General features: G+C 76.4%; 18 protein-coding genes. 8 read left to right on the forward strand and 10 right to left on the reverse strand.

Translation table 11 applies throughout. The features are described from left to right. Positions 1-72 precede the first annotated feature (72 nt). Positions 73-1698, reverse strand: a complete 1626-nt coding sequence (locus IF01_RS0127750; RefSeq protein WP_030396289.1) for an FAD-dependent oxidoreductase — start codon at positions 1696-1698, stop codon at positions 73-75. Between the two features lie 303 nt (positions 1699-2001). On the opposite strand from IF01_RS0127750, the gene IF01_RS0127755 reads away from it, so the two are divergent. From IF01_RS0127755 to IF01_RS0127785, 7 genes are all read left to right on the forward strand, one after another. Further along, positions 2002-3168, forward strand: coding sequence for a SchA/CurD-like domain-containing protein (locus tag IF01_RS0127755; protein ID WP_030396290.1), 1167 nt, complete (start codon positions 2002-2004; stop codon positions 3166-3168). Positions 3169-3332: 164 nt separating this feature from the next. After that, positions 3333-3767, forward strand: a complete 435-nt coding sequence (locus tag IF01_RS0127760) for a cupin domain-containing protein (protein WP_030396291.1) — start codon at positions 3333-3335, stop codon at positions 3765-3767. Further along, positions 3764-5023, forward strand: coding sequence for a beta-ketoacyl-[acyl-carrier-protein] synthase family protein (locus IF01_RS0127765; RefSeq protein ID WP_030396292.1), 1260 nt, complete (start codon positions 3764-3766; stop codon positions 5021-5023). The genes IF01_RS0127760 and IF01_RS0127765 overlap by 4 nt, the downstream gene beginning before the upstream one ends. A gap of 5 nt (positions 5024-5028) precedes the next feature. Next, positions 5029-6270 carry a beta-ketoacyl synthase N-terminal-like domain-containing protein gene (locus IF01_RS0127770; protein WP_030396293.1) on the forward strand — a complete coding sequence of 414 codons (1242 nt, stop codon included), beginning with the start codon at positions 5029-5031 and terminating at the stop codon, positions 6268-6270. 80 nt (positions 6271-6350) lie between these two features. Beyond that, a complete protein-coding gene (locus tag IF01_RS0127775) occupies positions 6351-6611 on the forward strand; it encodes an acyl carrier protein (RefSeq protein WP_030396294.1) in 261 nt (86 codons plus the stop codon). Between the two features lies 1 nt (position 6612). Further along, on the forward strand, positions 6613-7068 hold the full coding sequence (locus tag IF01_RS0127780) for an SRPBCC family protein (protein ID WP_030396295.1): 456 nt from the start codon (positions 6613-6615) through the stop codon (positions 7066-7068). Between the two features lie 39 nt (positions 7069-7107). After that, on the forward strand, positions 7108-7437 hold the full coding sequence (locus tag IF01_RS0127785; protein WP_030396296.1) for a TcmI family type II polyketide cyclase: 330 nt from the start codon (positions 7108-7110) through the stop codon (positions 7435-7437). A gap of 166 nt (positions 7438-7603) precedes the next feature. Here the strand turns inward: IF01_RS0127785 and IF01_RS0127795 are convergent, their stop codons facing one another. From IF01_RS0127795 to IF01_RS0127835, 9 genes are all read right to left on the reverse strand, one after another. Further along, entirely contained in the window at positions 7604-10486 is a 2883-nt protein-coding gene (locus IF01_RS0127795) for a condensation domain-containing protein (protein ID WP_030396297.1), read from the reverse strand. Then, positions 10483-12423 carry a non-ribosomal peptide synthetase gene (locus tag IF01_RS0127800; protein ID WP_063764311.1) on the reverse strand — a complete coding sequence of 647 codons (1941 nt, stop codon included), beginning with the start codon at positions 12421-12423 and terminating at the stop codon, positions 10483-10485. Before IF01_RS0127800 ends, IF01_RS0127795 begins: the two co-directional genes overlap by 4 nt. Before the next feature lie 77 nt (positions 12424-12500). Then, positions 12501-14402, reverse strand: coding sequence for a non-ribosomal peptide synthetase (locus IF01_RS0127805; protein ID WP_030396299.1), 1902 nt, complete (start codon positions 14400-14402; stop codon positions 12501-12503). A 39-nt stretch (positions 14403-14441) separates the two neighbouring features. Next, on the reverse strand, positions 14442-15689 hold the full coding sequence (locus IF01_RS0127810) for an acyl-CoA dehydrogenase family protein (protein WP_244215647.1): 1248 nt from the start codon (positions 15687-15689) through the stop codon (positions 14442-14444). Continuing rightward, a complete protein-coding gene (locus IF01_RS0127815; RefSeq protein ID WP_030396301.1) occupies positions 15686-18880 on the reverse strand; it encodes a non-ribosomal peptide synthetase in 3195 nt (1064 codons plus the stop codon). Before IF01_RS0127815 ends, IF01_RS0127810 begins: the two co-directional genes overlap by 4 nt. A 258-nt stretch (positions 18881-19138) precedes the next feature. After that, positions 19139-20509 (reverse strand): hypothetical protein, encoded by a 1371-nt coding sequence (locus tag IF01_RS0127820; protein WP_030396302.1) that lies wholly within the window; start codon positions 20507-20509, stop codon positions 19139-19141. Positions 20510-20580: 71 nt separating this feature from the next. Next, positions 20581-21948, reverse strand: a complete 1368-nt coding sequence (locus IF01_RS0127825; protein ID WP_030396303.1) for an MFS transporter — start codon at positions 21946-21948, stop codon at positions 20581-20583. 382 nt (positions 21949-22330) lie between these two features. Then, positions 22331-23287 (reverse strand): hypothetical protein, encoded by a 957-nt coding sequence (locus IF01_RS44335; RefSeq protein WP_030396304.1) that lies wholly within the window; start codon positions 23285-23287, stop codon positions 22331-22333. Between the two features lie 136 nt (positions 23288-23423). Continuing rightward, entirely contained in the window at positions 23424-23876 is a 453-nt protein-coding gene (locus IF01_RS0127835; RefSeq protein WP_030396305.1) for a PPOX class F420-dependent oxidoreductase, read from the reverse strand. Positions 23877-24127: 251 nt separating this feature from the next. On the opposite strand from IF01_RS0127835, the gene IF01_RS0127840 reads away from it, so the two are divergent. Continuing rightward, positions 24128-24553 carry a hypothetical protein gene (locus IF01_RS0127840; protein WP_030396306.1) on the forward strand — a complete coding sequence of 142 codons (426 nt, stop codon included), beginning with the start codon at positions 24128-24130 and terminating at the stop codon, positions 24551-24553. Positions 24554-24675 lie beyond the last annotated feature (122 nt).

Here is a 24675-nt window from a genome sequence, read left to right on the forward strand (position 1 = left end):
ACCGGCGGGCCCGTCCGTCGTCCCGGCCGGACGACACGTCGTACGGTCGGACTGCAGGTCGTCCCGGTCCGACTACAGCGAGAGCACCTCCCGCAGGGCCCGCTCGACCTCCCCGGCCGGGTCCTCCACCGGGCCCTGGGCGCGCCAGGCCACGAAGCCGTCCGGGCGGACGAGCAGGGCGCCGTCGGGGCCGATGCCGTGCAGGGCGGCGAAGTCCTCGCCCGGCTCGGGGGCCAGGTCGTCCTCGCCGTCCGGGCCGATCCGGAACGCCTCCAGCGGGACGGCCAGCCGGTCCGCCGCCCGGCGGGCGCCCTCCTGCCAGGCGGTGCCCGCCGAACCGGTCAGCAGCACCATGGTCTGCTCGTACAGATCGAGGGTGGAGAGCCGGACCCCGGCCCGCAGCAGCCACTGGTGCGGCGCCCGGCTGCCCGGCTCGCCCGCCGACTCGAAGGCCTCCGGGACCACCGCGCCCTGCGGGTCGGTGCCGGTCACCGCGCCCTGCGGGTAGCGGTAGCCGAGCGCCACCGCCAGCACCCCGGCCTGCCGGCCGACACCCGGCACCACCGCGTAGCCCGGGTGGCTGTGCTCGGCGGACCGGGCCGAGGCCCGCTCACTGGTCACCCGCGCCACCGGGCGGCGCTCCTGCCCGTAGGTGTCCAGCAGCCCCGGGCCGGCCCAGCCGCAGAGCACCGCGGCGAGCTTCCAGGCCAGGTTGTGCGCGTCCTGGATACCGGTGTTCGAGCCGAACGCCCCGGTCGGGGACATCTCGTGGGCGGAGTCCCCGGCCAGGAACACCCGCCCGGAGGAGTAGCCCTCGGCCACCCGCTCGGCCGCGTGCCACGGCGCCCTGCCGGTCACCTCGACGTCGAGCTCCGGCATCCCGACGGCGGCCCGGATGTGCCGGGCGCAGCGCTCGTCGGTGAACGCCTCCAGCGGCTCGCCGTGCTCCGGGTGCCACGGCGCGTGGAACACCCACTCCTCCCGGTTGTCGACCGGCAGGAGGGCGCCGTCCGCCTCGGGGTTCGTCAGGTAGCAGGCGATGAAGTGGCGGTCGCCGACCGCCTCGGCCAGGCGCTTCGCCCGGAAGGTGATGCTGACGTTGTGGAACAGCTCGCCCTTGCCGGTCTGGCCGATGCCCAGCGCGGTGCGGGCCGGGCTGCGCGGGCCGTCCGCCGCGACCAGGTACTGCGCCCGGACGGTCCGCTCCTCCCCGGTCTCCCGGCTGCGCAGCAGCGCCGTCACCCCCTCGTCGTCCTGCTCGAAGGAGAGCAGCTCGGTGCCGAAGCGGATGTCCGCGCCCAGGTCCCGGGCGGCGTGGCGCAGCACCGGCTCCAGGTCGTTCTGGCTGCACAGGCACCAGGAGCTGGGGCTGAAGCGGGCCAGCCGCCCGCCGGGGTCGATCTCGCGGAACAGCCACTCCTGCTCCTCGCCGGTCAGCGAGGGGGCCTGCAGGATGCCGTGGTTCGGGGCCAGCACGGACGCCGCCTCGCGGATCGCCGCCTCGATGCCGGCCACCCGGTACAGCTCCATCGTCCGGACGTTGTTGCCTCGGCCACGCGGGTGACGCGAGGTGTCGGCGTGCTTCTCGACCAGCAGGTGCCTGACACCCAGTCGGCCCAGGAAGAGTGCGGCCGACAGCCCGACCAACGAGCCGCCGACGATCAGGACCGGTACCCGGTCGTCCACCTTCGGATTCATCAATTGCTCCAGCCTGTACGGGAGTTCGGGGCCGAATGCGGGGCTCGGCGCGACCCTCGGAGGGGCCCGCGGACACGGCGGCCCGGTCCTACCGTCCCCCGCGCCGGGGCCGTTCTGGCGCTTCATCGCTCGGATGGCCCGCATGGCTCGCGCCACCCGGGAGCACCGCGCACGATCGACCTCAGACCTGGTGGCCGACGCCACCCCAGCACCCCTCCCCGCCGGAGGCCGCCCAGCCCCTCCGGCACCGGAGCCGCCGCACGCGGCCCCCGACGCGTGCGGCCCAGAAGCAGAAAGTGGATCATGACGACTCTGTCCGAACCGCCCGCGCGGCAGCACTCCGCCTCCGACACCCGGCTGCGAGTAGTGCTGATGCTGGAGATCCAGGACGGCGCCCAGCAGCGCTTCATGGACGTCTACGAGCAGCTCCGCCACCAGGTCGCCACCGTGCCCGGCCACGTCAGCGACCAGCTCTGCCAGTCCATCAACGACCCCCGGCAGTGGCTCATCACCAGTGAGTGGGAGGACCAGGAGACCTTCCTGCAGTGGGTGGACAGCCCGGCCCACCGCGAGATGGTCAAGCCGATGCACGGCTGCGTCAGCGACACCTTCCGCTCGATGCGCTACACGATCCTGCGCGAGACCTCCGCCGCCGGCGCCACCGGCACCCGGGCCCCGGCCGACGTGCCGGAGGGCCTGCCGCGCACCGCCCCGGCCGGACAGGCCGGCCCGCCCAAGGCCGACCCCGGCCCGGACGGCGTGGTGCGGCACGCGCTCACCTTCACCGTGAAGCCCGGCAGCGAGCCCGAGGTGGCCCGGATCCTGTCCGGCTACGCCTCCCCCCGGGCCGAGGTCGACTCGACCACCCGGCTGCGCCGCACCTCGCTGTTCATGCACGGCAACCGCGTCGTCCGCGCGGTCGAGGTGATCGGCAGCCTCGGCGACGCGCTGCGGCACGTCGCCATGCAGCCCGAGGTCCGGGCCGTCGAGGAGGCGATCAACCCGCACCTGGAGGAGGCCCGCCAGCTGGGCGACCCGCAGGCCGCGCGCGCCTTCTTCGCCCGGGCCGCGCTGCCCGCCGAGAACCAGGCCGTGGCCGGCACCCCGGCCGCCGGACGGCCGCACCGGCACGCCGTGCTGTACCCGGTGAAGCCCGGCAACGGCCAGGCGGTCACCGACCTCCTCGCCGAGTACGACGAGCTGGCCACCGTCGACCCGACCGGACCGGTCGCGACCAGCACCGTGTTCCACCGGGACGACGTGGTGGTCCGGCTGGTGGACCTGCGGGTGCCGCCGGAGGCGGACCCGGCGGCGGCACTCGGCATCGCCGGCGAGCGCGAGGCCGCCGTCCTGGGCCGGCTGCTCGACCTCGGCCCCGAGGTCGACCTGCGGACCGACGCCGGACTGCGCGCCTTCCTCGCCGCGCGCGCCATGAACCCGGTCACCGACCGCACCTCGCAGGACGCCTGACACCCAGTCGGTCCGACCCGGCCCGGGCGTCGCCGACCGCGGCGGCGCCGGCCGGAACCCCGGCAGAACCAGGTAGCACTCGGCAGAACACGGCAGCACCGGCGGCACGCCCGGCAGCACCCGGCGGCCCACCCGGTGGAACACCCGGCAAGAAGGAAGAAACCATGTCCACGCAGTACCCACGGATCGTGAACGTCTCCGAGGCCCCGGAGAACCGCCGGCGCGGCGGCGACCTGCGCGCCATGCTCACCCCGGCCACCTGCGGCGCCACCAGCGGGTTCATGGGGCTGGCCATCGTGCAGCCCGGCGAGCGGATCGGCGAGCACTACCACCCGTACTCCGAGGAGTTCGTCTTCGTCGTCACCGGCGACCTGGAGGTGGACCTGGACGACGAGACCCGGATCCTCAAGCCCGAGCAGGGGCTGATGATCCCGATCAACATGCGCCACCGGTTCCGCAACGTCGGCGACACCGTGGCCAAGATGGTCTTCCACCTCGGCCCGCTGGCGCCGCGCCCCGAACTCGGCCACGTGGACACCGAGGAGACCGGGACGGCGGTCAACGCCGGGCCGCCGGAACACGCCAAGGTGGCTTCGTGAACCGCCGACGGGTCGCCGTCACCGGAATCGGCGTGGTCGCGCCCGGTGGGGTCGGGGTCCCGGCGTTCTGGGACCTCCTCACCGCCGGGCGGACGGCGACCCGCGGCATCACGCTCTTCGACCCCGCCGGGTTCCGCTCCCGGATCGCCGCCGAGTGCGACTTCGACCCGGCGGCCCACGGGCTCGGCCCGGACGAAGTCCAACGGGCCGACCGCTACGTCCAGTTCGCGATGGTGGCGGCGGACGAGGCAATCAGCGACGCCGGACTCGACCTGGCCGCCGAGGACCCGTGGCGGATCGGCGTCTCGCTCGGCACCGCCGTCGGCGGCACCACCCGGCTGGAGCACGACTACGCCCTGGTCAGCGCCGGCGGCGCCCGCTGGGACGTCGACCACCGGCTGGCCGAACCGCAGCTGCACCGGGCCTTCGCGCCCAGCACGCTCGCCTCCGCCGTCGCCGAGCGGACCGGCGCCCACGGACCGGTGCAGACCGTCTCCACCGGGTGCACCTCCGGCCTCGACGCCATCGGCTACGCCTTCCAGACGGTCGAGGACGGCCGGGCCGACATCTGCATCACCGGGGCCTCGGACTCGCCGATCTCGCCGATCACCGTCGCCTGCTTCGACGCCATCAAGGCCACCAGCGAACGCAACGACGACCCGGCACACGCCTCCCGGCCGTTCGACGCCCACCGGGACGGCTTCGTGCTCGGCGAGGGCGGCGCCGTCCTGGTGCTGGAGGAGCTGGAGCACGCCCGGCGGCGCGGCGCCCGGATCTACGGCGAGATCGGGGGCTTCGCCACCTTCGGCAACGCCTACCACATGACCGGCCTCACCCAGGAGGGGCTGGAGATGTCCCGGGCGATCGACCAGGCACTCGCCCACGCCCGGGTCGACCGCACCGACGTCGACTACGTCAACGCGCACGGCTCGGGCACCAAGCAGAACGACCGGCACGAGACGGCGGCCGTGAAGCGCTCGCTCGGCGAGCACGCCTACCGGACGCCGATGAGCTCGATCAAGTCGATGGTCGGGCACTCGCTCGGCGCGATCGGCGCGATCGAGGTGGTCGCCTGCACCCTCGCGCTGGACCGCGGCGTGGTGCCCCCGACCGCCAACTACGAGACACCCGACCCGGAGTGCGACCTGGACTACGTGCCGCGCACCGCCCGGGAGACCCCGCTGCGCCACATCCTCTCGGTCGGCAGCGGCTTCGGCGGATTCCAGTCCGCCGTCGTGCTCACGAGAACGGGGTGAGATCCATGACGTCACGTCAACAGGAACGCCGGGCGGTGATCACCGGCCTGGGTGTGGTGGCACCGAACGGCGTCGGGGCCGATGCCTTCTGGAAGGCCACCAGGCAGGGCGTGAGCGTCCTCGACCGGATATCGCGCGAGGGCTGTGCGGACCTCCCGCTCCGTGTCGCGGGCCAGGTGCGGGACTTCGACCCGCAGGCCGTCATCGACAGCCGCTACCTGGTGCAGACCGACCGGTTCACGCACTACGCGATGGCCGCCGCCGACCAGGCGGTGGCGGACGCCGGATTCGTCGCCGATCCCGAACACCCCTACGCGGTCGGAGTGGTGACCGCGGCAGGCTCCGGCGGCGGCGAGTTCGGCCAGGGCGAGCTCCAGCAACTGTGGGGCAAGGGACCGCAGTTCGTCGGCCCCTACCAGTCCATCGCCTGGTTCTACGCGGCCAGCACCGGCCAGGTGTCGATCCGCGGCGGCTACAAGGGCCCGTGCGGGGTGGTGGCCAGCGACGAGGCCGGCGGACTGGACGCGATCGCGCACGCCGCCCGGTCCGTCGTGCACGGCACCGACGCGGTGGTGGTCGGCGCCGCCGAGGCCCCGCTCGCGCCGTACTCGATGGTCTGCCAGCTCGGCTACCCCGAACTGAGCCTGGTGGACCGGCCCGACCGGGCCTACCTGCCGTTCTCCCCCGACGCGGCCGGTTTCGCCCCCGCCGAGGGCGGCGCGATGCTGCTGCTGGAGGACGAGGCCACCGCCCGCCGGCGCGGGGCCGCGGTCCGGGCGTACGTCGCCGGGCACGGCGCCACCTTCACCGGCGCCTCCCGCTGGGCGGAGTCCCGCGAGGGCCTGGCGGCGGCGATCCGGATCGCCCTCGACCGGGCCAGGATCTCGCCGGAGGAGGTGGACGTGGTCTTCGCCGACGCCCTCGGCATCCCGGCCGCGGACCGCGCCGAGGCACTCGCGCTGGCGGACGCGCTCGGCCCCTACGCCGAGCGGGTCCCGGTCACCGCCCCCAAGTCCGGTACCGGGCGGGCCTACTGCGGCGCACCGCCGCTGGACACGGTCGCCGCCGTGCTCGCCATGGAGGACGGCGTCCTGCCGCCCACCCCCAACGTCACCGAGGTCGCCCACGACCTGGCCCTGGTGACCGGCCGCGCCCGCCCGGCCGAACTGCGCACCGCCCTGGTGCTCAGCCGCGGGCTGATGGGCTCCAACTCGGCGCTGGTGCTGCGGCGCGGCGAACCGGACTGACCCCGCCGCCGGTCCGCCCGCCCACGGCCCGCCCCACGCTCCACCGCTCAACCACTAGCTCGCTACGAAGGGACACCCCCGTGAGCAACACCCTCAACTATCCAGAACTCGCGGAACTCATCCGGGCCCGGGCCGGCGTCGAGATCGACCCGGTCGAACTGGAGCGGCCCGGAGCCGATTTCGACGAGTTCGGCGTGGACTCCCTCGGCCTGCTCGGCGTGGTCGGCGAGCTGGAGAACCGGCACGGAGTGAAGGTCACCAACGGCGCGGAGTCGGCCAAGACCCCGGCCGAGTTCCTGGCCCTGGTGAACTCCGCCGTGACCGCGAAGGCGGGTGCCTGAGATGCCCGGACACACGGACAACGAGATCGTCATCGCGGCCCCGCTCGACCTCGTCTGGGAGATCACCAACGACCTGGAGAACTGGCCGCAGCTGTTCAGCGAGTACGCCTCCGTCGAGGTGCTGGAGCGCGACGGCGACCGGGTCACCTTCCGGCTGACCATGCACCCGGACGACGACGGCAAGGTCTGGAGCTGGGTCTCCGAGCGGACCACCGACCGCGCCGAGCTCGCGGTGCGGGCCCGGCGGGTCGAACCCGGCCCGTTCGAGTTCATGGAGATCCACTGGGAGTACTCGGAGGTGCCGTCCGGCACCCGGATGCGCTGGGTGCAGGACTTCGCGATGAAGCCCACCGCGCCCGTCGACGACGACGGCATGGTCAACCACATCAACCGCAACTCCCGGATCCAGATGCAGCTGATCCGCGAGAAGGTCGAGAAGAAGGCCGCGGAGCTCTGAGCCATGACCTCCCCCACGACCGAGAACCGGACCACCGGGATCCACCGCGCGCTGATCGTCGCCCGGATGAAGCCCGACGCGGCCACCGGGATCGCCGAGGCCTTCGCCGACTCCGACAACCGGGGTGAACTCCCCCACCTGATCGGCGTCACCGGGCGCAGCCTGTTCCAGTTCGGCGATGTGTACCTGCACCTCATCGAGGCGGACCGGCCGCCCGGACCGGCCGTCGCCCAGGTGGTCGGCCACCCCGAGTTCCGCTCCCTCAGCGACACGCTGACCGCCTACGTCCAGGCGTACGACCCGGCCACCTGGCGGGGGCCGAAGGACGCGATGGCGCGCGAGTTCTACCGCTGGGAGCGCCGCGGCTGAGCGTGCACCGGTGACACGACGCGACATGACGTGACACGACGAGCGGACACCCCGCGGGCCTCGGGCCCCGGGGTGTCCGCTCGTGCGGGCGGGTGGTGCGGGCGGCTCGTGCGGGCGGCTCGTGCGCCGCCGCCGGAGCGCCGGTGCGTCCGGGCCGGCTGTGCCGTCAGTGCGTCCCGGCGGGCTGTGCCGTCATCGCGGCGAGCACGGTGCGCCAGTCCTCGCCGGGCTCCGGGGCCAGCGGCCCGGCGAGCGCGTCGGCCCGGTAGGACCAGGGGCGCAGCAGCTCCGCCTCGGCGTCCGGGCCGTGCGCGACGGTGCTCGACGAGCCGAGCAGCCGGACCAGTTCGGCGGTGAACTCGGCCCAGGAGACGTGGCCGGTGACGGCGTTGACGATCCGGCCGGGCGCGTCGCCGAGGCTCGCCGTCACCGCCCGGGCCAGCGCGGCGGAGTGCACCCAGCTCGCCCCGGCCCACCCGGCCGAGGGCTCCGGCAGCAGGATCGGGCGGCCGGCCAGTGCGGCCTGGTAGAGCGCGCCGGTGGCGCCCCAGCGGAGCTGGTCGCGCAGCCGCCGGTGCGGGCCCCAGACGATCGGCGAGCGGACCACCGAGACCGGGCCGGGCGCCGTCGCGGCGGCGTCCAGCAGGATCCGCTCGCAGTCGAGCTTCGCCTGCCCGTACGGGGTGAGCGGTCCGGCCGAGGGGCCGCCCTCGGCGACCTCCCCGGGCTCCGGCCGGCCGTAGGCGTCGATGCTGCTGACGAAGACGAAACCGCCGGTGCCGCGCCAGCCCTCGACCAGGATCCGCATGGCGGCGAGGTCGACGGCGTGCTCGGTGAAGGTGCAGGCGGCGTGGATCACCGTCTCCGCGCCCTCGACGGCCCGGCGCAGGCTGTCCGGGTCGGCGAGGTCGCCCTCGGCGACCTCCACCCCGGCACCGGCCACCAGATGGGCCGACTCGGGGCGGACCAGGGCCCGCACGGGGCGGCCCTGGGCGAGGAGTTCCTGGAGCAGGGCGGCGCCGACGCCGCCGCTGGCGCCGGTGAGCAGCACCGTCCCGGCCCGGGCGGCGGGGGCGGTCCCGGTGCCGGCGGCGGTGCGGCGGGCGCCGCTGCCGCGTTCGGCGGCGCGCTCGGCCAGCAGGGCGGCCAGGGCGCGCGGGGTCCGCCGCTCCAGCACGTCCAGGCCGGTCAGCGGCAGGCCGAGCCGCGCGCGGAGCCGCTCCGCCAGTTGCACGGCCACCAGTGAGTGGCCGCCCAGGCCGAAGAAGTCGCCCTCGGCCGGCGGCCGGGCGCCGAGCAGTTCGGCGAACACGTCGCGCACGGTGTCCAGGTGCGCGGTGGGCGCGCCGGGGAGCCGGGCCGGGTCGAGGGCGCCGTCGGAGCGGCGCGGGATGCGGTCCAGCAGGGTGACGGCGTGCGGGAGCGCGGCGGGATCCGCGAGCCGGCGCCGGAGGGCGGCGCGCAGCTCGGCGCCGCTGGGGGCGACCGGGCCGCTGACGGTCGCGTAGGCGAGGGCGGGGCCGTGCTCGGCGAGGTGCAGGGCGGCGTCGGTGACCCGGGGGTCGGCGAGCAGGGCGGCGACGGCGGGGTGGTGGTCGCCGGCCTGCTGCTCACCGACCGGCCGCTCCCCTACCGGCTCGTCGAGGAGGCGCTCGCCGGGGAGGCGGGACAGCGGGCGGTCGGCGTCGGCGGCCACGGCCGTCAGCAGTTCGGCGAAGACGGTGTGCAGCCGGCCCGCGGTGGCCCCGTCCAGGACGGCCGGGTCGTGCTGGAGCAGGCAGCGCGGCCTCGGGCCGTCCTCGACCAGCAGCGTCAGGCCGAACTTGGCGAGCCCGAGGTCGACCTCCACCGCCTCGGCGGCGAGGCCCGGCAGCGCCAGCGGCTCGGCCGGGTGGACCAGATCGCAGCTCACGGCGAGCAGCGGGGTGCCGTCGGCGCCCCGGGCGGCGGCGCCGAGGCGTTCGACGACCAGGTCGAAGGGCACCTCGTGGTGCTCCTGGGCGTCCAGCAGGGCGGTGCGGACGACGGCCAGCAGCTCGGTGAACAGCGGGTCGCCGTCGGGCTCGGGCAGTCGGGCGCGGACCGGCAGGGTGTTGACCTGGAGGCCGATCAGCCGCCGCAGTTCGGGCCGGGCGCGGTGGCCTCCGGCGCAGCCGAGCACCAGGTCGGAGCCGCCGGTGGCGGCGCGCAGGGCCGCGAAGGCGGCGGTCAGGACGACGGTGAACGCGGTCGCCCCGTGCCGGGCGCCGAGCCGGCGCAGTCCTTCCATGGTGTCGGCGGTGAGCGGGGCGCTGTGCAGGACGGCGCGGCGCTCGGGGGTGCCGGGCGGGACGGGGCGCAGCAGCGGCAGCGGGCCGGCGCCGGTGAGCCGGGCGGCCCGGGCGGCGGCCGCGTCGGCGAGCCGGTCGTCGCGGACGCGTTCCCAGCGGGCGTAGTCGGCGTACTGGAGCTCGGGTTCGGGCAGGCCGGCCGGGCGGCCTTCGGCGGCGGCCGCGTACAGGGCGCCGAGTTCCTCCGCGAGGACGGGCAGCGAGCCGCCGTCGATCGCGATGTGATGGACCGTCATCAGCAGGGTGTGGTCCTCCGGGGCGTGCCGCAGGAGCAGCGCGCGCAGGGCGGGCCCTGCGGCGAGGTCGAACGGGCGGGCCGCCTCGGCGTGCAGCAGGGCGGCGGCCTCCTCGGGGGTGGCGTCCCGGACCGGGAGCGGGACCGGGGCGGGCGGTGCGGGCTCCTGGTGCGGCCGGTCGTCCTGGTGGCCGTAGCGGGTGCGCAGGATGTGGTGGCGGTCGGTGAGGCCGGTCAGGGCGGCGGCGAGGGCGTCCCGGTCCAGCGGGCCGCGCAGCCGGGTGGCGAGCGGGACGTGGTAGCGGGGGCCGCCCTGGCCGAGGCGGTCCATCAGCCACATCCGCTGCTGGGCGTGGGAGAGCGGAGCCGGACCGGGGCCGGTGGCGCGCGGGACCGGGCCGGCGGCCGGGGTGCCGGGCGCGGGCGTCCTGCTGCGACCGCGGGCCCGGCGGAGCAGTTCGGCCTGGTCGATCGGGGCGGTCATCGGGTGGACTCCTGGGGGTGGGCGCCGGCGGTCACGAGGTCGGCCGCCCCGGTCGCGTTGATGGACCCGGCGGAATCGGCGGAACCGGCGGACCCGGCGGAATCGGCCGCGAGCAGGGCGCGTTCGATCAGGGCGGCCTGGCCGGCCACCGTGGGCCGGTTCAGGAAGTCGCCGAGCGGCAGCTCGACGCCCAGGTCCTCGCGGAGGTCGTCGACCACCCACATGGCGAGCAGCGAATGGCCGCCCAGGGCGAAGAACTCCGCGTCGGGGGTGGTCACTTCGGTCTCCAGGGCGCGCGACCAGGCGGCCGCGACGACCTGCTCGATCGGGCCGAGGGCGGCGGACTCGGAGGCGGGCTGGACGGCGGACCCGGCGGACCCGACCGGCTCCTCCTCGGCGGCCAGCGCCCGGCGGTCGACCTTGCCACTGCCGGTGAGCGGCAGGGCGTCCAGCACCGTCCAGGCGGTCGGCACCAGATGGGCCGGGAGGCGCTCGGCGAGCTGCCGGCGCAGCGACTCGGGCGCCGGGCGGACGCCCTCGGCGGCGACCACGAAGGCGGTGAGCGCGGCGTCCTCGCGCCCCGCGCGGCGCACCACCACGGCCGCCTCGGCGACCTCGGGCAGGCCGCGCAGCGCGTGCTCGACCTCGCCGGGCTCGATCCGGTAGCCGCGCACCTTCACCTGATCGTCCAGCCGGCCGTGGAAGTCGAGGGTGCCGTCCGGCCGCCGGGAGACCAGGTCTCCGGTGCCGTACGCCCGTCCCAGGCCGGGGAGTTCGACGAAACGTTCGGCCGTCAGCTCGGGCCGGTCGAGATAGCCGAGCGCCAGCCGTCCGGTCAGCCAGAGTTCGCCGCGGGTGCCGTCCGGGACGGGTCGGCGGTCCTGGTCGAGGACGGCGGCGCCGGTGCCGCCGAACGGGCGGCCGATCGGCACCGGGCCCGCGCAGTCCGCGGGCCGGACGCGGTGCAGGGTGGCGAAGGTGGTGGCCTCGGTCGGGCCGTAGCCGTTGACCAGTTCGAGCCACGGGTAGGTCCGCAGCACGGCGCCGGCGTGCTCGGCCGCGAGCGCCTCGCCGCCGACGACGACGTGCCGCAGCACACCGAAGATCCGTGAGCCGCGCGCGGCGAGCTGGTGGAACAGGGCGGTGGCGAGCACGGCGTGGGTGACGCCGAACCGCTCGACGTCGCGGGCGAGTTCCTCGGCGCTGGGGCGTTCGGCGGTCGGCACGGCGAGCGCGGCGCCGTTGGCCAGCGGGCCCCAGAGTTCCAGGGTGGAGAGGTCGAAGCCGGCGGAGGTGCGGACCAGCATCCGGTCGCCGGGCCGCAGCAGGACCCCGTCGGCGGCGGTGACCAGGCCGGTGACGGCGTGGTGCGGCACCAGCACGCCCTTGGGGCGCCCGGTGGAGCCGGAGGTGAAGTACACGATGGCGGCGGCGGCCGGGTCCGGGTCGACCGGAGCGGGCCCGTGCTCGTCGTCGCCGGTCCCGGTGGGGCCGGTCTCGGTGAGCACCAGCGAGCGGTCCTCGGCCAGGTGGAGTTCGGCCAGCAGCGCCTTGTCGCCGAGGGTGAGCCGGGCGGCGGCGTCGTCGAGCATCGCGGTGAGGCGCGCGGCCGGGTACGCCGGGTCGAGCGGCAGCACATGGCCGCCGGCCCACCAGACGGCGAGGTGGGCGACGGCGATCCGGCTGCCGCGGGCGCAGAGCACGCCGACGGCGCTGCCGGGGGCGACCCCGCGGGCGGTCAGCTCGGCGGCCAACCGCCTGGCGTTGTCGACGAGTTCGCGGTAGGTCAGGGTGGTGGTGCCGTCGGTGACGGCGAGCGCCTCGGGGCGCTCGGCGGCCTGCCGGGCGACCAGCGCCGGGACGGTGGCGGCGCCTGCGGTCGGAACGTCGGCGGCCGGAGCGGCGGCGGGACCGGCGGTGGAGCGGGAGGGAGTCATAGGAGGTCAGCCTTCCGGGCGCCCCGGCGGTGGGCCGGGGCGCCGTGCGACGGTGGGCGGGAGGGAGGGGCGGCCGGTCAGCCCGCGGCGGCGCCCGGACGGCGCTCGTCGACCAGCCGGGCCACCGCGCGCAGATCGGGCTGGCGCAGCAGCGCCGGGGCCCGCAGCCGGACCTCGAACTCCTCCTCCAGGGCGGCCAGCAGCCGCGCGGCGGTGACCGAAGTCCCGCCCGCGTCCAGGAAGTTGTCCGAGGGGGCGAGGTCGGTCCGGCCGAGCAGGCCGGCGCAGATCCGGAGCAGCGTCCGCTCGGTCGGCGTGGCGGCCCCGTCGGCCCCGGACCCGGCGGAGCGCTCGGCGTCCTGCTGGGCCTCGGCCTCCTCGGCCTTGAGCAGCGCGGCCCGGTCGATCTTGCCGTTGGCGTCCAGCGGGAAGCCGTCGACCAGCCGCAGCAGGCTCGGCACCGCCTGCTCGGGCAGCCAGGGCCGCACCGCCGCCAGCAGTTCGGCGCCGTCCACCGGGGCGCCCTCGGTCGCGGGCTGGGCGAAGGCCAGCAGTTGGGCGCCGCCCACCGGGGCCGGGCGGGCGACCACGGCGGCGCGCCGCACCCGGGGGTCGCGCTCCAGGGCGGCCTCGACCTCGGCCGGTTCGATCCGGACACCGCTGACCTTGACCTGGTCGTCCAGTCGGCCGAGGAACTCCAGCACCCCGTCCGCGCGCATCAGCACCCGGTCGCCGGTGCGGTAGACCCGGTCGGTGCCGTCGAGGTCGTCGGGAGCGGAGACGAAGCGCTCGGCGGTCAGCGCCGCGTCGAGGTAGCCGATGGCCAGGCCCTGGCCGCCGATCCGCAGTTCGCCGGCCTCGCCGCGCGGCAGCGGCCGGCCGTTCTCGTCGGTGACCAGGACGATCGCGCCGGGGACGGGCCGGCCGATCGGCGGTGCACCGGCGCCGTGCTCGGCACCCGGCGCCATGCTGTGCACGGTGGTGGTGACGGTCGCCTCGGCCGGGCCGTAGGCGTTGTGGACGGTCGCCGTGACGTCCGGGCCGGGGGTGCGGCGGAGCCGGTCGCCGCCGACGGTGAGGTGGCGCAGCGGCAGGTCGGCGGGCCAGGGCCGGTCGAGCACGGGCTCGGCGAGCGGGGTGGGCAGCACGCCGACGGTGATGCCGGCGGTGCGCCACCAGTCGGTGAGCGCGGCCGGGTCCCAGCGGACGGCCTCGGGGGCGACGCAGAGCGCCGCGCCGGAGGTGAGGCCGGCCCACAGCTCCATCAGGTGCGGGTCGAACGAGACGCCGATGAGCAGGCTGTGCCGGTCGCCGGGGCCGAGGCCGGTCAGTTCGCGGTACCAGGTGAGCAGGGCGCCGAGCGCGGTCTGCCCGACGGCGACGGCCTTCGGCAGGCCGGTGGAGCCGGAGGTGAGCACGGTGTACTGGGTGCCCCTGGGGGCGCGGACGGCCTCCGCGCCGTCCGCTCCCGCACCGTCCGCGCCCGCACCGTCGGCGGACTCGGCGAAGGCGGCCACGATCCCGGTGGCGCCCGGGGCGGTGAGCGGGTGGTGCCGGCCGTCCCGGTGGGCGGGCGGCAGCAGCGCCGGGTCCCCGATCAGGCAGGCGGGGCGCAGCTGTTCGGCGACGGCCCGGAGCCGGCGCTCGCCGGGGCGCGGGCCGAGCGGCAGGTGGACGGCGCCGATCCGGGCGACGGCCAGGGTGGCGGCGACCAGGGCCGCGGAGTGGTCGAGGCAGAGGCCGACCAGGTCGCCGGGGCGGACCCGCCCGGCGAGCTGCCCGGCGATCGCGTCGGCGAGGCGGTCGAGTTCGGCGTAGCTCAGGGTGAGCCCGCCGTCGATCAGCGCGGGCGCGTCCGGGGTGCGGCGGGCCCAGCTGGTGAAGAGGTCGAGCACGGCGCCGTCGCGGTGCGGGCGGCCGTAGGCAACGGAGAGGCCGGGCAGCAGCCCGGACAGGGGCCGGTCCTGGATGGTGGTCATGACGGGGTCCTCCGGACGTCGATGGATGGTCGGTACGGGTCAGCCCAGGCCCATGGCCCGGGCCACGATCACCTTCTGGACCTCGGAGGTCCCTTCGATGATGGTGGTCATCCGGACGTAGCGGTAGAGGTACTCCAGCGGGTGGCCCCGCACCCAGCCCGTGGCGCCGTGCACCTGGAGCGCGCGGTCGACGGCCCGGACGGCGGTCTCGGAGGAGGTCAGCTTGGCGAGCGCGGCGTTCTCGGGCGCCTCGGTGCCCTCGTCGACCAGCCGGGCGCAGGCGAGGGTGAGCAGCTTGGCGGCCTCGACCTCGGCGCGGGTGCGGACCAGGTGGTCCTGGATGTGCTGGTAGTCGCCGATCGGCTGCCCGAAGGCCTGCCGCTCGCGGGCGTACTCGACGCCGAGCCGCAGCGCGTACTCGGCGATGCCGTCGCACATCGCGGCGACGACCAGCCGGCCCCGGGAGAGGCTGTCCATGGCGAGCCCGGTGGCGGCGCCGATGCCGTCCTCGCCGCCGATCACCGCGGCCGCCGGGGCGTGCAGCCGGTCCAGCACCAGCTCGAACAGCGGCTCCCCGGACATGCCCTCGTAGCGCTGGCCGATGCGCAGCCCGGGGTGGTCCATCGGGAGGACGAAGGCGGTGGCGCCGGCGGTCGGACCGGCGCCGTCGCCGAGGTCGGTGGCGGCGACCACGAGCGCGAGGTCGGCGCGGTCGGCGTTGCTGACGAAGGTCTTGCGGCCGTTCAGCAGCCAGCCGTCGCCGTCGCGGACGGCGGTGGTGGTGAGCCGGAACGCGTCGGAGCCGGCCTGGGGTTCGGTGAGCGCGAGGCAGCGGGTGCGCTCGCCGCGCACCAGCGGGACCAGGTGGCGCTCGATCTGCTCGGGGGTGCCGTGCCGCAGCAGCGGGCTGGGCCCGTCGGAGCCGGCCAGCGCGTAGGGGGCGAGCGGGCAGCCGCTGCGCCCGGCGGCGTGGTGGAGCAGCACGACGGCGGTGAACGGCATGCCGGAGCCGCCGAGTTCCTCCGGGTAGTCGCCGGCGTAGAAGCCGAGGGCGGCGGAGCGCTTGCGGACGTAGGTCCGCAGGTCGGCCGGCGGCTGTTCGGCGGACTCCGCCAACTCGGCGGCGAGCGGTTCGAGTTCGCGGCGGACGAAGCTCTCGAAGGCGGCCACGAGTTCGCGGTGCTCGGCCTCCAGGACGGCGGAGGGCGCGGACAGGCCGGTGCCGGTGGCGGGACGGACGGCCGCGGCGGGACGGGCGGCGGCGGGGCCGGGGGCGGTGAGGGTCACTGCTGGGCTCCGGTGAGGGCGCGGGCCTGGTCGGCCAGGACGGGGTGCTGGAAGAGGGTGCGCAGCGGGGGCCGGTTGCCGAGGCGCGGCTCCAGCCAGGCGGCGAGCCGGGCGGCGAGCAGCGAGTGGCCGCCGACCTCGAAGAAGTGCGAGTCCGGGGCGAACCGGTCGTGGCCGAGCACCTCCCGCCAGGCCTCGGCGATCAGCAGCTGGGCGGGGTCGGTGAAGGCCGACGGGGCCGCCTCGGGCGGGGCGCCCACGGGTGCCTCGGCGGCCAGCCGGGCGAGGGCCGTCCGGTCCGGCTTGCCGCCGGGCAGCAGCGGCATGGCGTCGAGCGCGGTCCAGCTCGCCGGGACGAGACCGGCGGGCAGCCGCCGGGCCAGGGCCGCGTGCAGGGCGGCCTGGTCGGGCTGCGGGCCGCCGTCGAGGAAGCCGAGCAGGCGCGGTCCGGCGCTGTCGTCCCGGTGCAGCAGGACGGCGCAGGAGCGACCGCCGAGTTCGGCGGAGGCGGCGGCCTCGATCTCCTCCAGCTCGATCCGGAAGCCGCGCAGCTTGACCTGGTTGTCCTGGCGGCCGAGGAAGCGCAGCTGTCCGTCGAGGTCGCGGAAGCCGCGGTCGCCGGTGCGGTAGACGCGTTCGCCGCCGAGGGCCGGGACGGCCGGGAAGCGGGCGCCGGTGATCTCCGGCAGGCCGAGGTAGCCGTCGGCCAGGGCCGCTCCCCCGACGGCGAGTTCGCCGACGGCGCCGGGCGGCAGCGGCTGGCCGCCGGTGTCCAGGACGTGCATCCGGACGCCGGGGAGTTCGGTGCCGAGCGGGATCTCGGCGGTGTCGTCGGTCCCTTCGGCAGCCTCGACTGCCGGGTCCTCGGCGGCGGCCGGGGCCAGGTCGGCCTCGGTGATCTCGTGCACGGTGGAGGTGACGGTGGCCTCGGTGACGCCGTAGGCGTTGAGGACGGTGACGGCGGTGCCCCCGGTCAGCCCGCGCAGGGCCCGGGCCGGCAGCCGCTCGCCGCCGAGCACGAGCAGGCGCGGCGCCCAGCGGCCGTCCGCCAGTGCCTCGCGCAGGTCCTCGCGGACGGCGAGCGCGTAGCTGGTCGGCAGGTTGGCGACGGTGACGCCGCGGGCGGCCAGCACGGCGACCAGCTCGGGCCCGGTCGGGACCTCGCGCTGCGGCAGCACCAGGGCGGCGCCGGCCACCAGCGAGGGCAGCACCTCCTCCAGCGCCACGTCGAAGGACGGCCGGGCGAACAGCAGCACCCGGTCGGCCGGGCCCAGGCCGTAGCGGGCGGTCACGGCGGTCAGGTACCGGGCCAGCGCGGTGCGGCCGACCAGGACCGGCTTGGGCACACCGGTGGAGCCGGAGGTGTGGATCACATAGGCGGCGCCTTCGAGCACGGCGGCCGGGCGGGCCTCGGGGAAGGCCGGGCCGTCCAGCAGGGCCGGGGTGGTGTCGGCGGGCAGGGCGAGGGCGCTCTGCCGGGTGGCCAGCACCAGGGCCGGGGCCAGCCGCTCCAGCAGCAGGGCCAGCCTGGCCTGCGGGTCCTCGGCGGAGAGCGGGGCGTGGACCGCGCCGAGGCGCAGGCAGGCGAGCAGGGCGACGACGCTGTCGACGCCGCGCGGCAGCACGGTGGCGACCGGCTGCCCGGGGGTCACCCCCGCGGCGCGCAGGCGCTCGACCAGTTCGCCGACCCGGCGGTCGAGGTCGCCGTAGCTCAGCCGCTCGGAACCGGCGAGCAGGGCGAGCGCGGTGGGGTCGTGGACTGCGGCCGGGTCGAGGCCGGCCGGCTCGGGCAGCGCCTCGGCGGCGGCTTCCGCGTCCGTCGTGGCGCCGGTCGTGGCGCCGGTCGTGGCGGGCGCCACCGCGAGGTCGGCGAGCAGGGCGTCCGGGCCGTCGAGGTAGCCGCGCAGCAGGTCGAGCAGCCGCTCGGACAGCAGGGTGGCGATCCTCTCGCCGAACAGGTCGGCATCGTAGTCCCAGACCAGGGTCATCCCGGCCGCGCCGTGCTTCTCGCCGACCACCCGGCGGTCGTCGGGCAGCAGGACGAGGTCGAGGTCGAAGCGGGTGGTGCCGGTGTTGAAGCCCTCGTAGAGCGAGACCTCCAGGCCGGGGGCCTGCACATCGGGCAGCGGCGCGTCGTGCGCGCTGAACATCACGCTGAACAGCGGGTTGTCCGCACCGCTGGTGTGCCGCCCGAGCGCACGGGTCAACTCCTGCACCGGCACGTCCTGGTGGGGCAGCGCGCGGAACAGCGTGTCGGTCACCTCGTCGACCGCCTCGGTGCCGGGCGCGGCCGGGTCCAGCCGCAGGCGCAGCGGCACGGTGTTGACGAACATCCCGACGGTGCCCTCGAAACCGGGCGGCCGGTTGCCGACGGCGGTGCCGACCATCAGCTCCCGGTGGCCGCTGTGCCGGCGCAGCAGTTCGGCGAAGAGGGTGAGCAGGGTGGAGAACGGGGTGTGGCCGTCGGCCTTGGCCCGCTCGCGCAGCCGCTCGGCGAGGTCGGCGCCGATCGACTGGCGCAGTTGGCCGCCGCGGTGGCGGCGGCGGGCCCCGGGACGGGCCAGGCCCGGCAGCGCGAGGTCGAGCGGGGCGTCCGCCAACTCCTGCTTCCAGAAGGCGAGTCCGCTCTCCCGGCCGGCGTCCCGGACGGCTTCGGCGGCGTGCACGTGCTCCTCGTAGGAGGGCGCGGCAGGCAGGGCGACGGCACCGGCCTCGCCGAGGACGTGGGCGCGGTAGACGGTGAAGAGGTCGCGCAGCAGGATCGCGAACGAGTGGCCGTCGTGGATGAGATGGTGCTCGACGTGGATCAGCCGGTGGTGGTCGTCGCCGATCCGGACCAAGTGCCAGCGCAGCAGCGGGGCGTCGGTGGTGTCCAGCGGCTCCTCGGCCTCGGCGGCCAGCAGAGTCCGGAACGCGGCCTCGGGGTCCGCCCCGGTGCTCAGGTCGCTGGTGCGCAGCCGCGGCTCGGTCCGGGCGCCGACCCGCTGGAGCGGCAACCCTTCGGCGCGGGTGACCAGTTCGAGCCGCAGGCCGGGGTGGTGGGCGAGCACGGCGGTGAGGCCGGCCCGGAGCGCGTCGGTGTCGAGCGGCCCCCAGAGATCGAGGGCGGCAGTGAAGTTGTAGGCGCGACTGCCGGGCTGCATCTGCTCGTGCAGCCAGACGATCTCCTGCGAGGAGGAGAGTGCGAACATGGGCAACTCCCAGGTTGTGTCGGGTTGTTGATTCGGTTCGACAGCTCGGGGCGGCCACTGTGGGGCCTGCCCCGGGCCGGGACCCGCCGGGGGTGGTGGCGGGCCCGGCGAGGTGGGTCGGGGTTGATCTCGGTGAGTCGGGAGGTCGGGGCGGGTTCGGGGTGAGTCAGGAGGTAGGGGTGGTCGTGCCGGACCGGCCGACCGGCGGGTGCGGCAGTCGGCGGGTGCGGCGGTCCGGGGCCGGAACGGCCCGGCGGGTCAGGCCCCGGCGCCGAGGTGGTGGCGCAGGGTCGCGAGCAGCACCGCGAAGGCCGCCTCCGCAGCGGCGTCCGAGTAGCGCTCGCGGTCCCAGGCCAGCCGGACCAGGAGGTCCTCGCCGTGCGAGGCGGAGACCGCGATCGGCGCGGCGAGCGGACGGCCCGCGAGGTGGACCTCGCGCCCGGCGGTCCCGCCGAGCACCAGGGGCGGCCGGCGGTGCAGGTCCTCGAAGGTGAGCAGTCCGTCGAGCGCGCCGGACCAGCTCGCCCCGGCGGACCGGGCGGCGCGCACCACCTCGTCGTACGGGGTGTCCGCGTGGTCGAGGTCGTCCCACCAGTCGGCGCCGAGCGCGTCGAGCGGGCGGGGCGGGCCGGGCGGCGCGGGGTGGACCAGGGTGTTCAGGAAGCAGCCGAGCACGGGCGCGGTGTCGGCGGGGCGGCCGCCCCACGGGTAGCCGAGCGCGAGCACCCGGTCGCCGTCGTCGAGCCGGTGGGCGGCGGCGGCCACGGCGTCCAGCAGGGCCGGGAAGACTCCGCTCCGAGCGGCGCCGGTGACGGCGGGCAGCCGGTCCACGGCCATACCGGTCGACCGGGCCGCCCCGGCCGGGGCGGCCCCCTCCGGGGCGTCGGCGAGGGCGCCGAGCCGGGCGGCCCAGTGGCGCTGGGCGGCCTCGCTCGCGGCCCGCGCCTCGGCGTCCAACTGGCCTTCCACCGCCGCCCGGTAGGTCTCGACGGCCTCGGCCTGCCCCGCGCCGGGGGCGTTCTCGCCGCCGTCGGGGTCGGCGTAGGCGGCGCCGAGCCCCTCGGTGACCAGGCCGAGCGACTGCTCGTCGCAGGCGGCGTGGTCCAGGGCCACGGCGAGCAGTTCCTCCTCGTCCTGCGGTCCGGCCGCCAGCAGCAGCCGCAGCGCCGGTCCGTCGGTCGGCCAGTCCAGCAGCGCCCGCAGCAGTGCCGCCCGGGCCGGGCCGTCCGGCAGCCCGGCAGCGGCGACGCCGGCTCCGTCGACCGCAACCCCGCCGGCGGCCGGGTCGGACGGCTCCACCGGCACCCGGGCCACCTCGACCGAGGGCTCGCCGAGCCGCAGCACCGGCGTACCCCGCAGCACCGTGAACTCGCCGCGCAGCGCCGGGTGTTGCCGGGCCAGCCGCAGTGCGGCGCGGCGCAGCCGGGCCAGGTCGACGGTGCCCCGGGGGAAGGCGAAGAACAGCGGGACGATGTCCGTCCGGGCCAGCCGGTCGCGGTGGCGGGTGATCAGGAAGCGGCGCTGGGCCCCGGTGAGCGGGAGCAGCGGTGCCGGGTCGGGGCCGGTCCCGGCGGCGGAGGCGAGGGACCGGTAGCGGGTCAGGTAGGCGGCCGTGATGCTGGAGTGCACGGGAGGGTCTCCGCTTTCGGTTCGGGACGTCGGTGGGTCGGCGTGGTTCCGGGCCCGGTCGGGCGGCGCGTTCAGCGGGCCCTTCCGGCGTCGGCGGCGTCGCGCCCGGCGGCACCGTCGGCGGCCGGGTCCCCGTCCGCTGCGGGCGGCAGGTCCGCGGCGGGGGCCGGGTCCGCGCCCCCGTCCTCCGGCGGCGCGGACGGCAGGTCCCGCATCCCGCGCAGCGGCGAGAACAGCAGCGGCACCGGCACGACCAGGAAGCCCGCCGCGCAGAGCCAGAGCGCGGCGCGCGGACCGGCCTGCTCGGCGACGGCGCCGCCGAGCAGGGCACCGAGCGGCAGGGTGCCCCAGACCAGGAACCGCATGGTGGCGTTCATCCGGCCGAGCAGCCGGGGCGGGCAGAGGCTCTGCCGGAAGCTCACCTGGGCGACGTTGTAGACCACCGCGCCGAACAGCACCGCCACCCCGCCGATCGCGAACAGCACCGCCCCCGCGCCCCCGTCGGCCAGCGGCCAGAGCAGCGCGAACGGGCCGGTGAGCAGCGGGGCGAGCCAGATCAGCCGGGCCTGCCCGATCCGCGCGGCGAGCCGGCCCGCGCACAGCGCACCGGCGAGCCCGCCGACCGCCGAGGCCGAGAGCAGCACCCCGATCGCGGCCGGCGAGAGGTCCAGCACCCGCACCCAGAAGACGGTCTGCACGGCCATCAGCACCGCGCTGAACAGGTTGGACGCCGCGGTGGTGGCGGCGATCACCCGCAGCAGCGGGTGGCCCAGCACGAACCGCAGGCCCTCGGCGACCTCGGCGCGCAGCGAACGCCCGGGCTCGGGCGCGGGCAGCCGCTCCTCGGCCCGGATCCGGGCGAGCAGGGCCGCCGAGACGAGGAAGCCGAACGCGTCGGCGACGATCGCCAGCGGGGCGCCGAGCAGTTGGACCAGTCCGCCGCCCAGGCCGGGTCCGGCGATCTGGGCCGAGGAGCGGACCGTCTCGATCGCCCCGTTGCCCGCCACCAGGCGGTCGCCGGGCAGCAGCACCGGGAGGAAGGACTGGTGGGCGACGTCGAAGAAGACCGTCGCCACCCCGGTGACCAGGGCCACCAGGTAGAGCTGGAGCAGGCTGAGCACGTCCAGCGCGGCGGCCAGCGGGATCGAGCCGACGGCGAGGCAGCGCAGCACGTCGGCGCGGACCAGGACGGGCAGCTTGCGCATCCGGTCCAGCCAGGCGCCGGCGGGCAGGCCGACCAGGAGGAAGGCGGCGGTCTCGGCGGCGGTCAGCAGGCCGACCTGGAAGGGCGTGGCATCGAGTTCCACCACTGCCACCAGGGGCAGTGCGACCAGGGTGACCTGACTGCCCGCCTGCGCCGCGACGGCCCCCGAGAGCAGGAGGCGGAAGTCGCGGCGGGCCGACGGACCGGTACTGGGCAGGTGAGGCGTTTCGTTCATCAGTACGACCCTCGGTTACCGATTCGCTACAGGGCAACCGGCTGGCCGGATTCCGGCCCCCGCCCGAATCGGCCGGATACCACCGCTCGCTGAGCCTTCCCTCACCTGCTCCTTATCCGGTCGCGAGGGGCCGGAACGGCCACCCGCAGGCACGACCAGCGGCGTCGCGCCGACCGGTCTTCCCGTTCGGGATGTCCACTCGGGTGTCCGCTATTCGGACCATGGATTTCAGCCAGCGGACGCCCGCCCTCAACTTGGCCGGAACCCGGGGAGTGCTGACTTTCCGTCACCTGGCGGTGGTGCGGCCGTGATATCGGCACACGCACGCGGCCCCCGGACCGGGGTCGGTCCGGGGGCCGCGGGGCCTGCTGAAAGGGACGGGCTAGCCGAGGGCGGCGTCCGGGGTGCGGCCCGCCTGGGCCTGCTCGATCCGGGCGACCAGCATCGCGGCCAGCCTCCGGGTGCCCGCCGGGTCCACCGGACCGCCCTCGGTGGTGACGGTGGCGACCACCGTGCCGGCGCGCAGCACGATCGCCACACCGTCCCGGCCCGCGAGCTGGCCCTGGTACGCGCGGCTCTCCGTCCCCAGCAGGCCGATGTCGGCCGGGCCGTACTTGGTGGCGTCGGCGTAGGCGCCGTACGCCTCCTTGTACCGGTCCTGGGCCTGCGCCCGGCCGGGCAGGGTGTCGACGCCGAAGCGCACCACCACCTCGCCGGAGGCGAACCTCGCGGTGCCGCTCAGCGGCTTGCCCTTGCAGGGCGCGGCGGCCGTGCAGGTGGTGGCGTGGTCGGCGGTGTCGACCCGTCGCTTCTCCTCCTCCCAGCCGGTCATCGCCTTCTGGTCGGGCAGCAGCAGGGCGACCAGGGCGGAGTCGAGCAGCGCGGTGTCCGAGTCCGGCCCGGTGGCCGGCTGTCCGGCCCCGCCGGTGCCACCCGCTCCACCCGCTCCACCGGCCGAAGCACCCCCGGTGGCGGCCCCGGCGGTGCCGGAACCGGTGCCGGCCGTACCCGCCGTACCGGCGGACGAACCGCCCGCCGTCGCCGCGCCGGGAGTGGCCGCGCCCGGACCGGTCGCCCCGGCCGCCGGGGTACCGCCGGCCGCCGCACCACCGGCCGCGTCGCCCGACGGCGTGGCGCTCCCGGAGCCGGCCGCCGCCGAGGGCGTGCCGGTGCCCCCGGTGGCCGCGCCGGCCGTCGTCCCGGGGCTCGCCGACGCGCCCGCCGTGCCCTTCGCCGCGTTCTCGGAGCTCGTGGAGCTCCCGGAACCGCAGGCGGCCAACGCCGCCAGCAGCGCGCCCGTCGCCGCCGCGGCGGCCACCTTCCGACCGGCCGTGCCCATGTGCGCCCCTCTCGTGTCCGTGGCCCCTCAAGATAGACGCGGCCCCGGCCGACCGGTTCCCCGGGGCCGCCACCTCGGGGAACGGCCGCTCAGGGCGGGCAGGGCAGGGCGTTGCAGGGCGAGCAGGGCGGACGGCTCAGCCGAGACCGGCCGGTCCGCTCCCCGGGGCGCCCGGCGGCAGCGGCTCGACGCCCACCACCCGGCTGATCCTGGTCGGCTCGACCAGCACCACCACCCGCCGCTCCCCCGGGATGCCCCAGCCGTACCGCTCCACGCCGAGGTACGTCCGCGCCAGCCGGTCCATGTTCCGGACGGCCTCCTCGCCCTCCACGAACCGCACCGCCCGCCCCCGGATCTGCACCCGGTCGTACGGGTCCCGGGGGTCGGCGAGCGACAGGCAGACCCGCGGGTCCCGCCGCAGATTGCGCTCCTTGACCCGCCCCACGGAGGTGTTGAACAGCAGCAGGTCCCCCTCCATCGCCACCCACATCGGGCTCACATGCGGCGAGCCGTCGGCGTTGACCGTGCCGACGTACCAGATGTGCCCCGCCTCGATCCGCTCACGGACGTCCTTCGAGATCTCGACCATGCGCCGAGTCTGCCCGGCCGCCCGGGCGCCACTCGCGCCCCTCGTACACGCACCTCACCCGGATCGCCCAGGGCACTCGGGTGAACACGCCCGGGACTCCACCCGAAGGGGTCACCCACCGGGCCGGGGCTGCCGCCCTCCGGTGGCAGCGGGCGCCAGGGTGGTTGACGGTGAATCAGGCGCCCTCTCCGCGAGTCCCCCGCCCGACGATGTGTCGGCGATCGCGGTACCGCGCCGGAAGGATCATCATCATGCGTTCTGCACGCACCCTGCTCGCCGGAGCAGCCGTCGCCGCCGCCCTCACCGTCGGTGCCCCGCTCGCCTACGCCGACGGGGCCGCCGACCAGGGCAAGAACCTCACCTGGCAGGAGAAGCAGGACAAGGCCGCCTCCCCCGACGGCCAGAAGACCTGGGACGAGAAGCAGAAGGGCTCCTCCGGCACCGAGGAGAGCAAGGGCTCCGAGGGCAAGGGCTCGGAGAGCAAGGGTTCCGAGGGCAAGGGCTACGAGGCCAAGGGCGAGGAGAAGACCCCGCACGGCGGCGTGCACACCGGCGGCGGCGGGCTGGCGCTCTCCGGTGGCGGCCTCGCCTCCGGCGCGGTGCTGCTGCTCGGCGGCCTCGGGGCGGGCGCGATCGCCCTGCGCCGCGGCCGCCGCACCGCGGACGCCGCCATCTGACCGCGCGCCGTTCCCGTCGCCTCCCCCGTCGTGGCCCGCGCCCAGCGCGCCGGTCGCGGCGGGGGCGTGCGGGGCGGCGCTCCGCCGTGTCCGGCCCGCGGCACCCGAGCGCGGGCCGCTGA

Origin of the sequence: Kitasatospora purpeofusca (assembly GCF_000718025.1) — a bacterium.
GTDB classification, from domain to species: domain Bacteria; phylum Actinomycetota; class Actinomycetes; order Streptomycetales; family Streptomycetaceae; genus Kitasatospora; species Kitasatospora purpeofusca.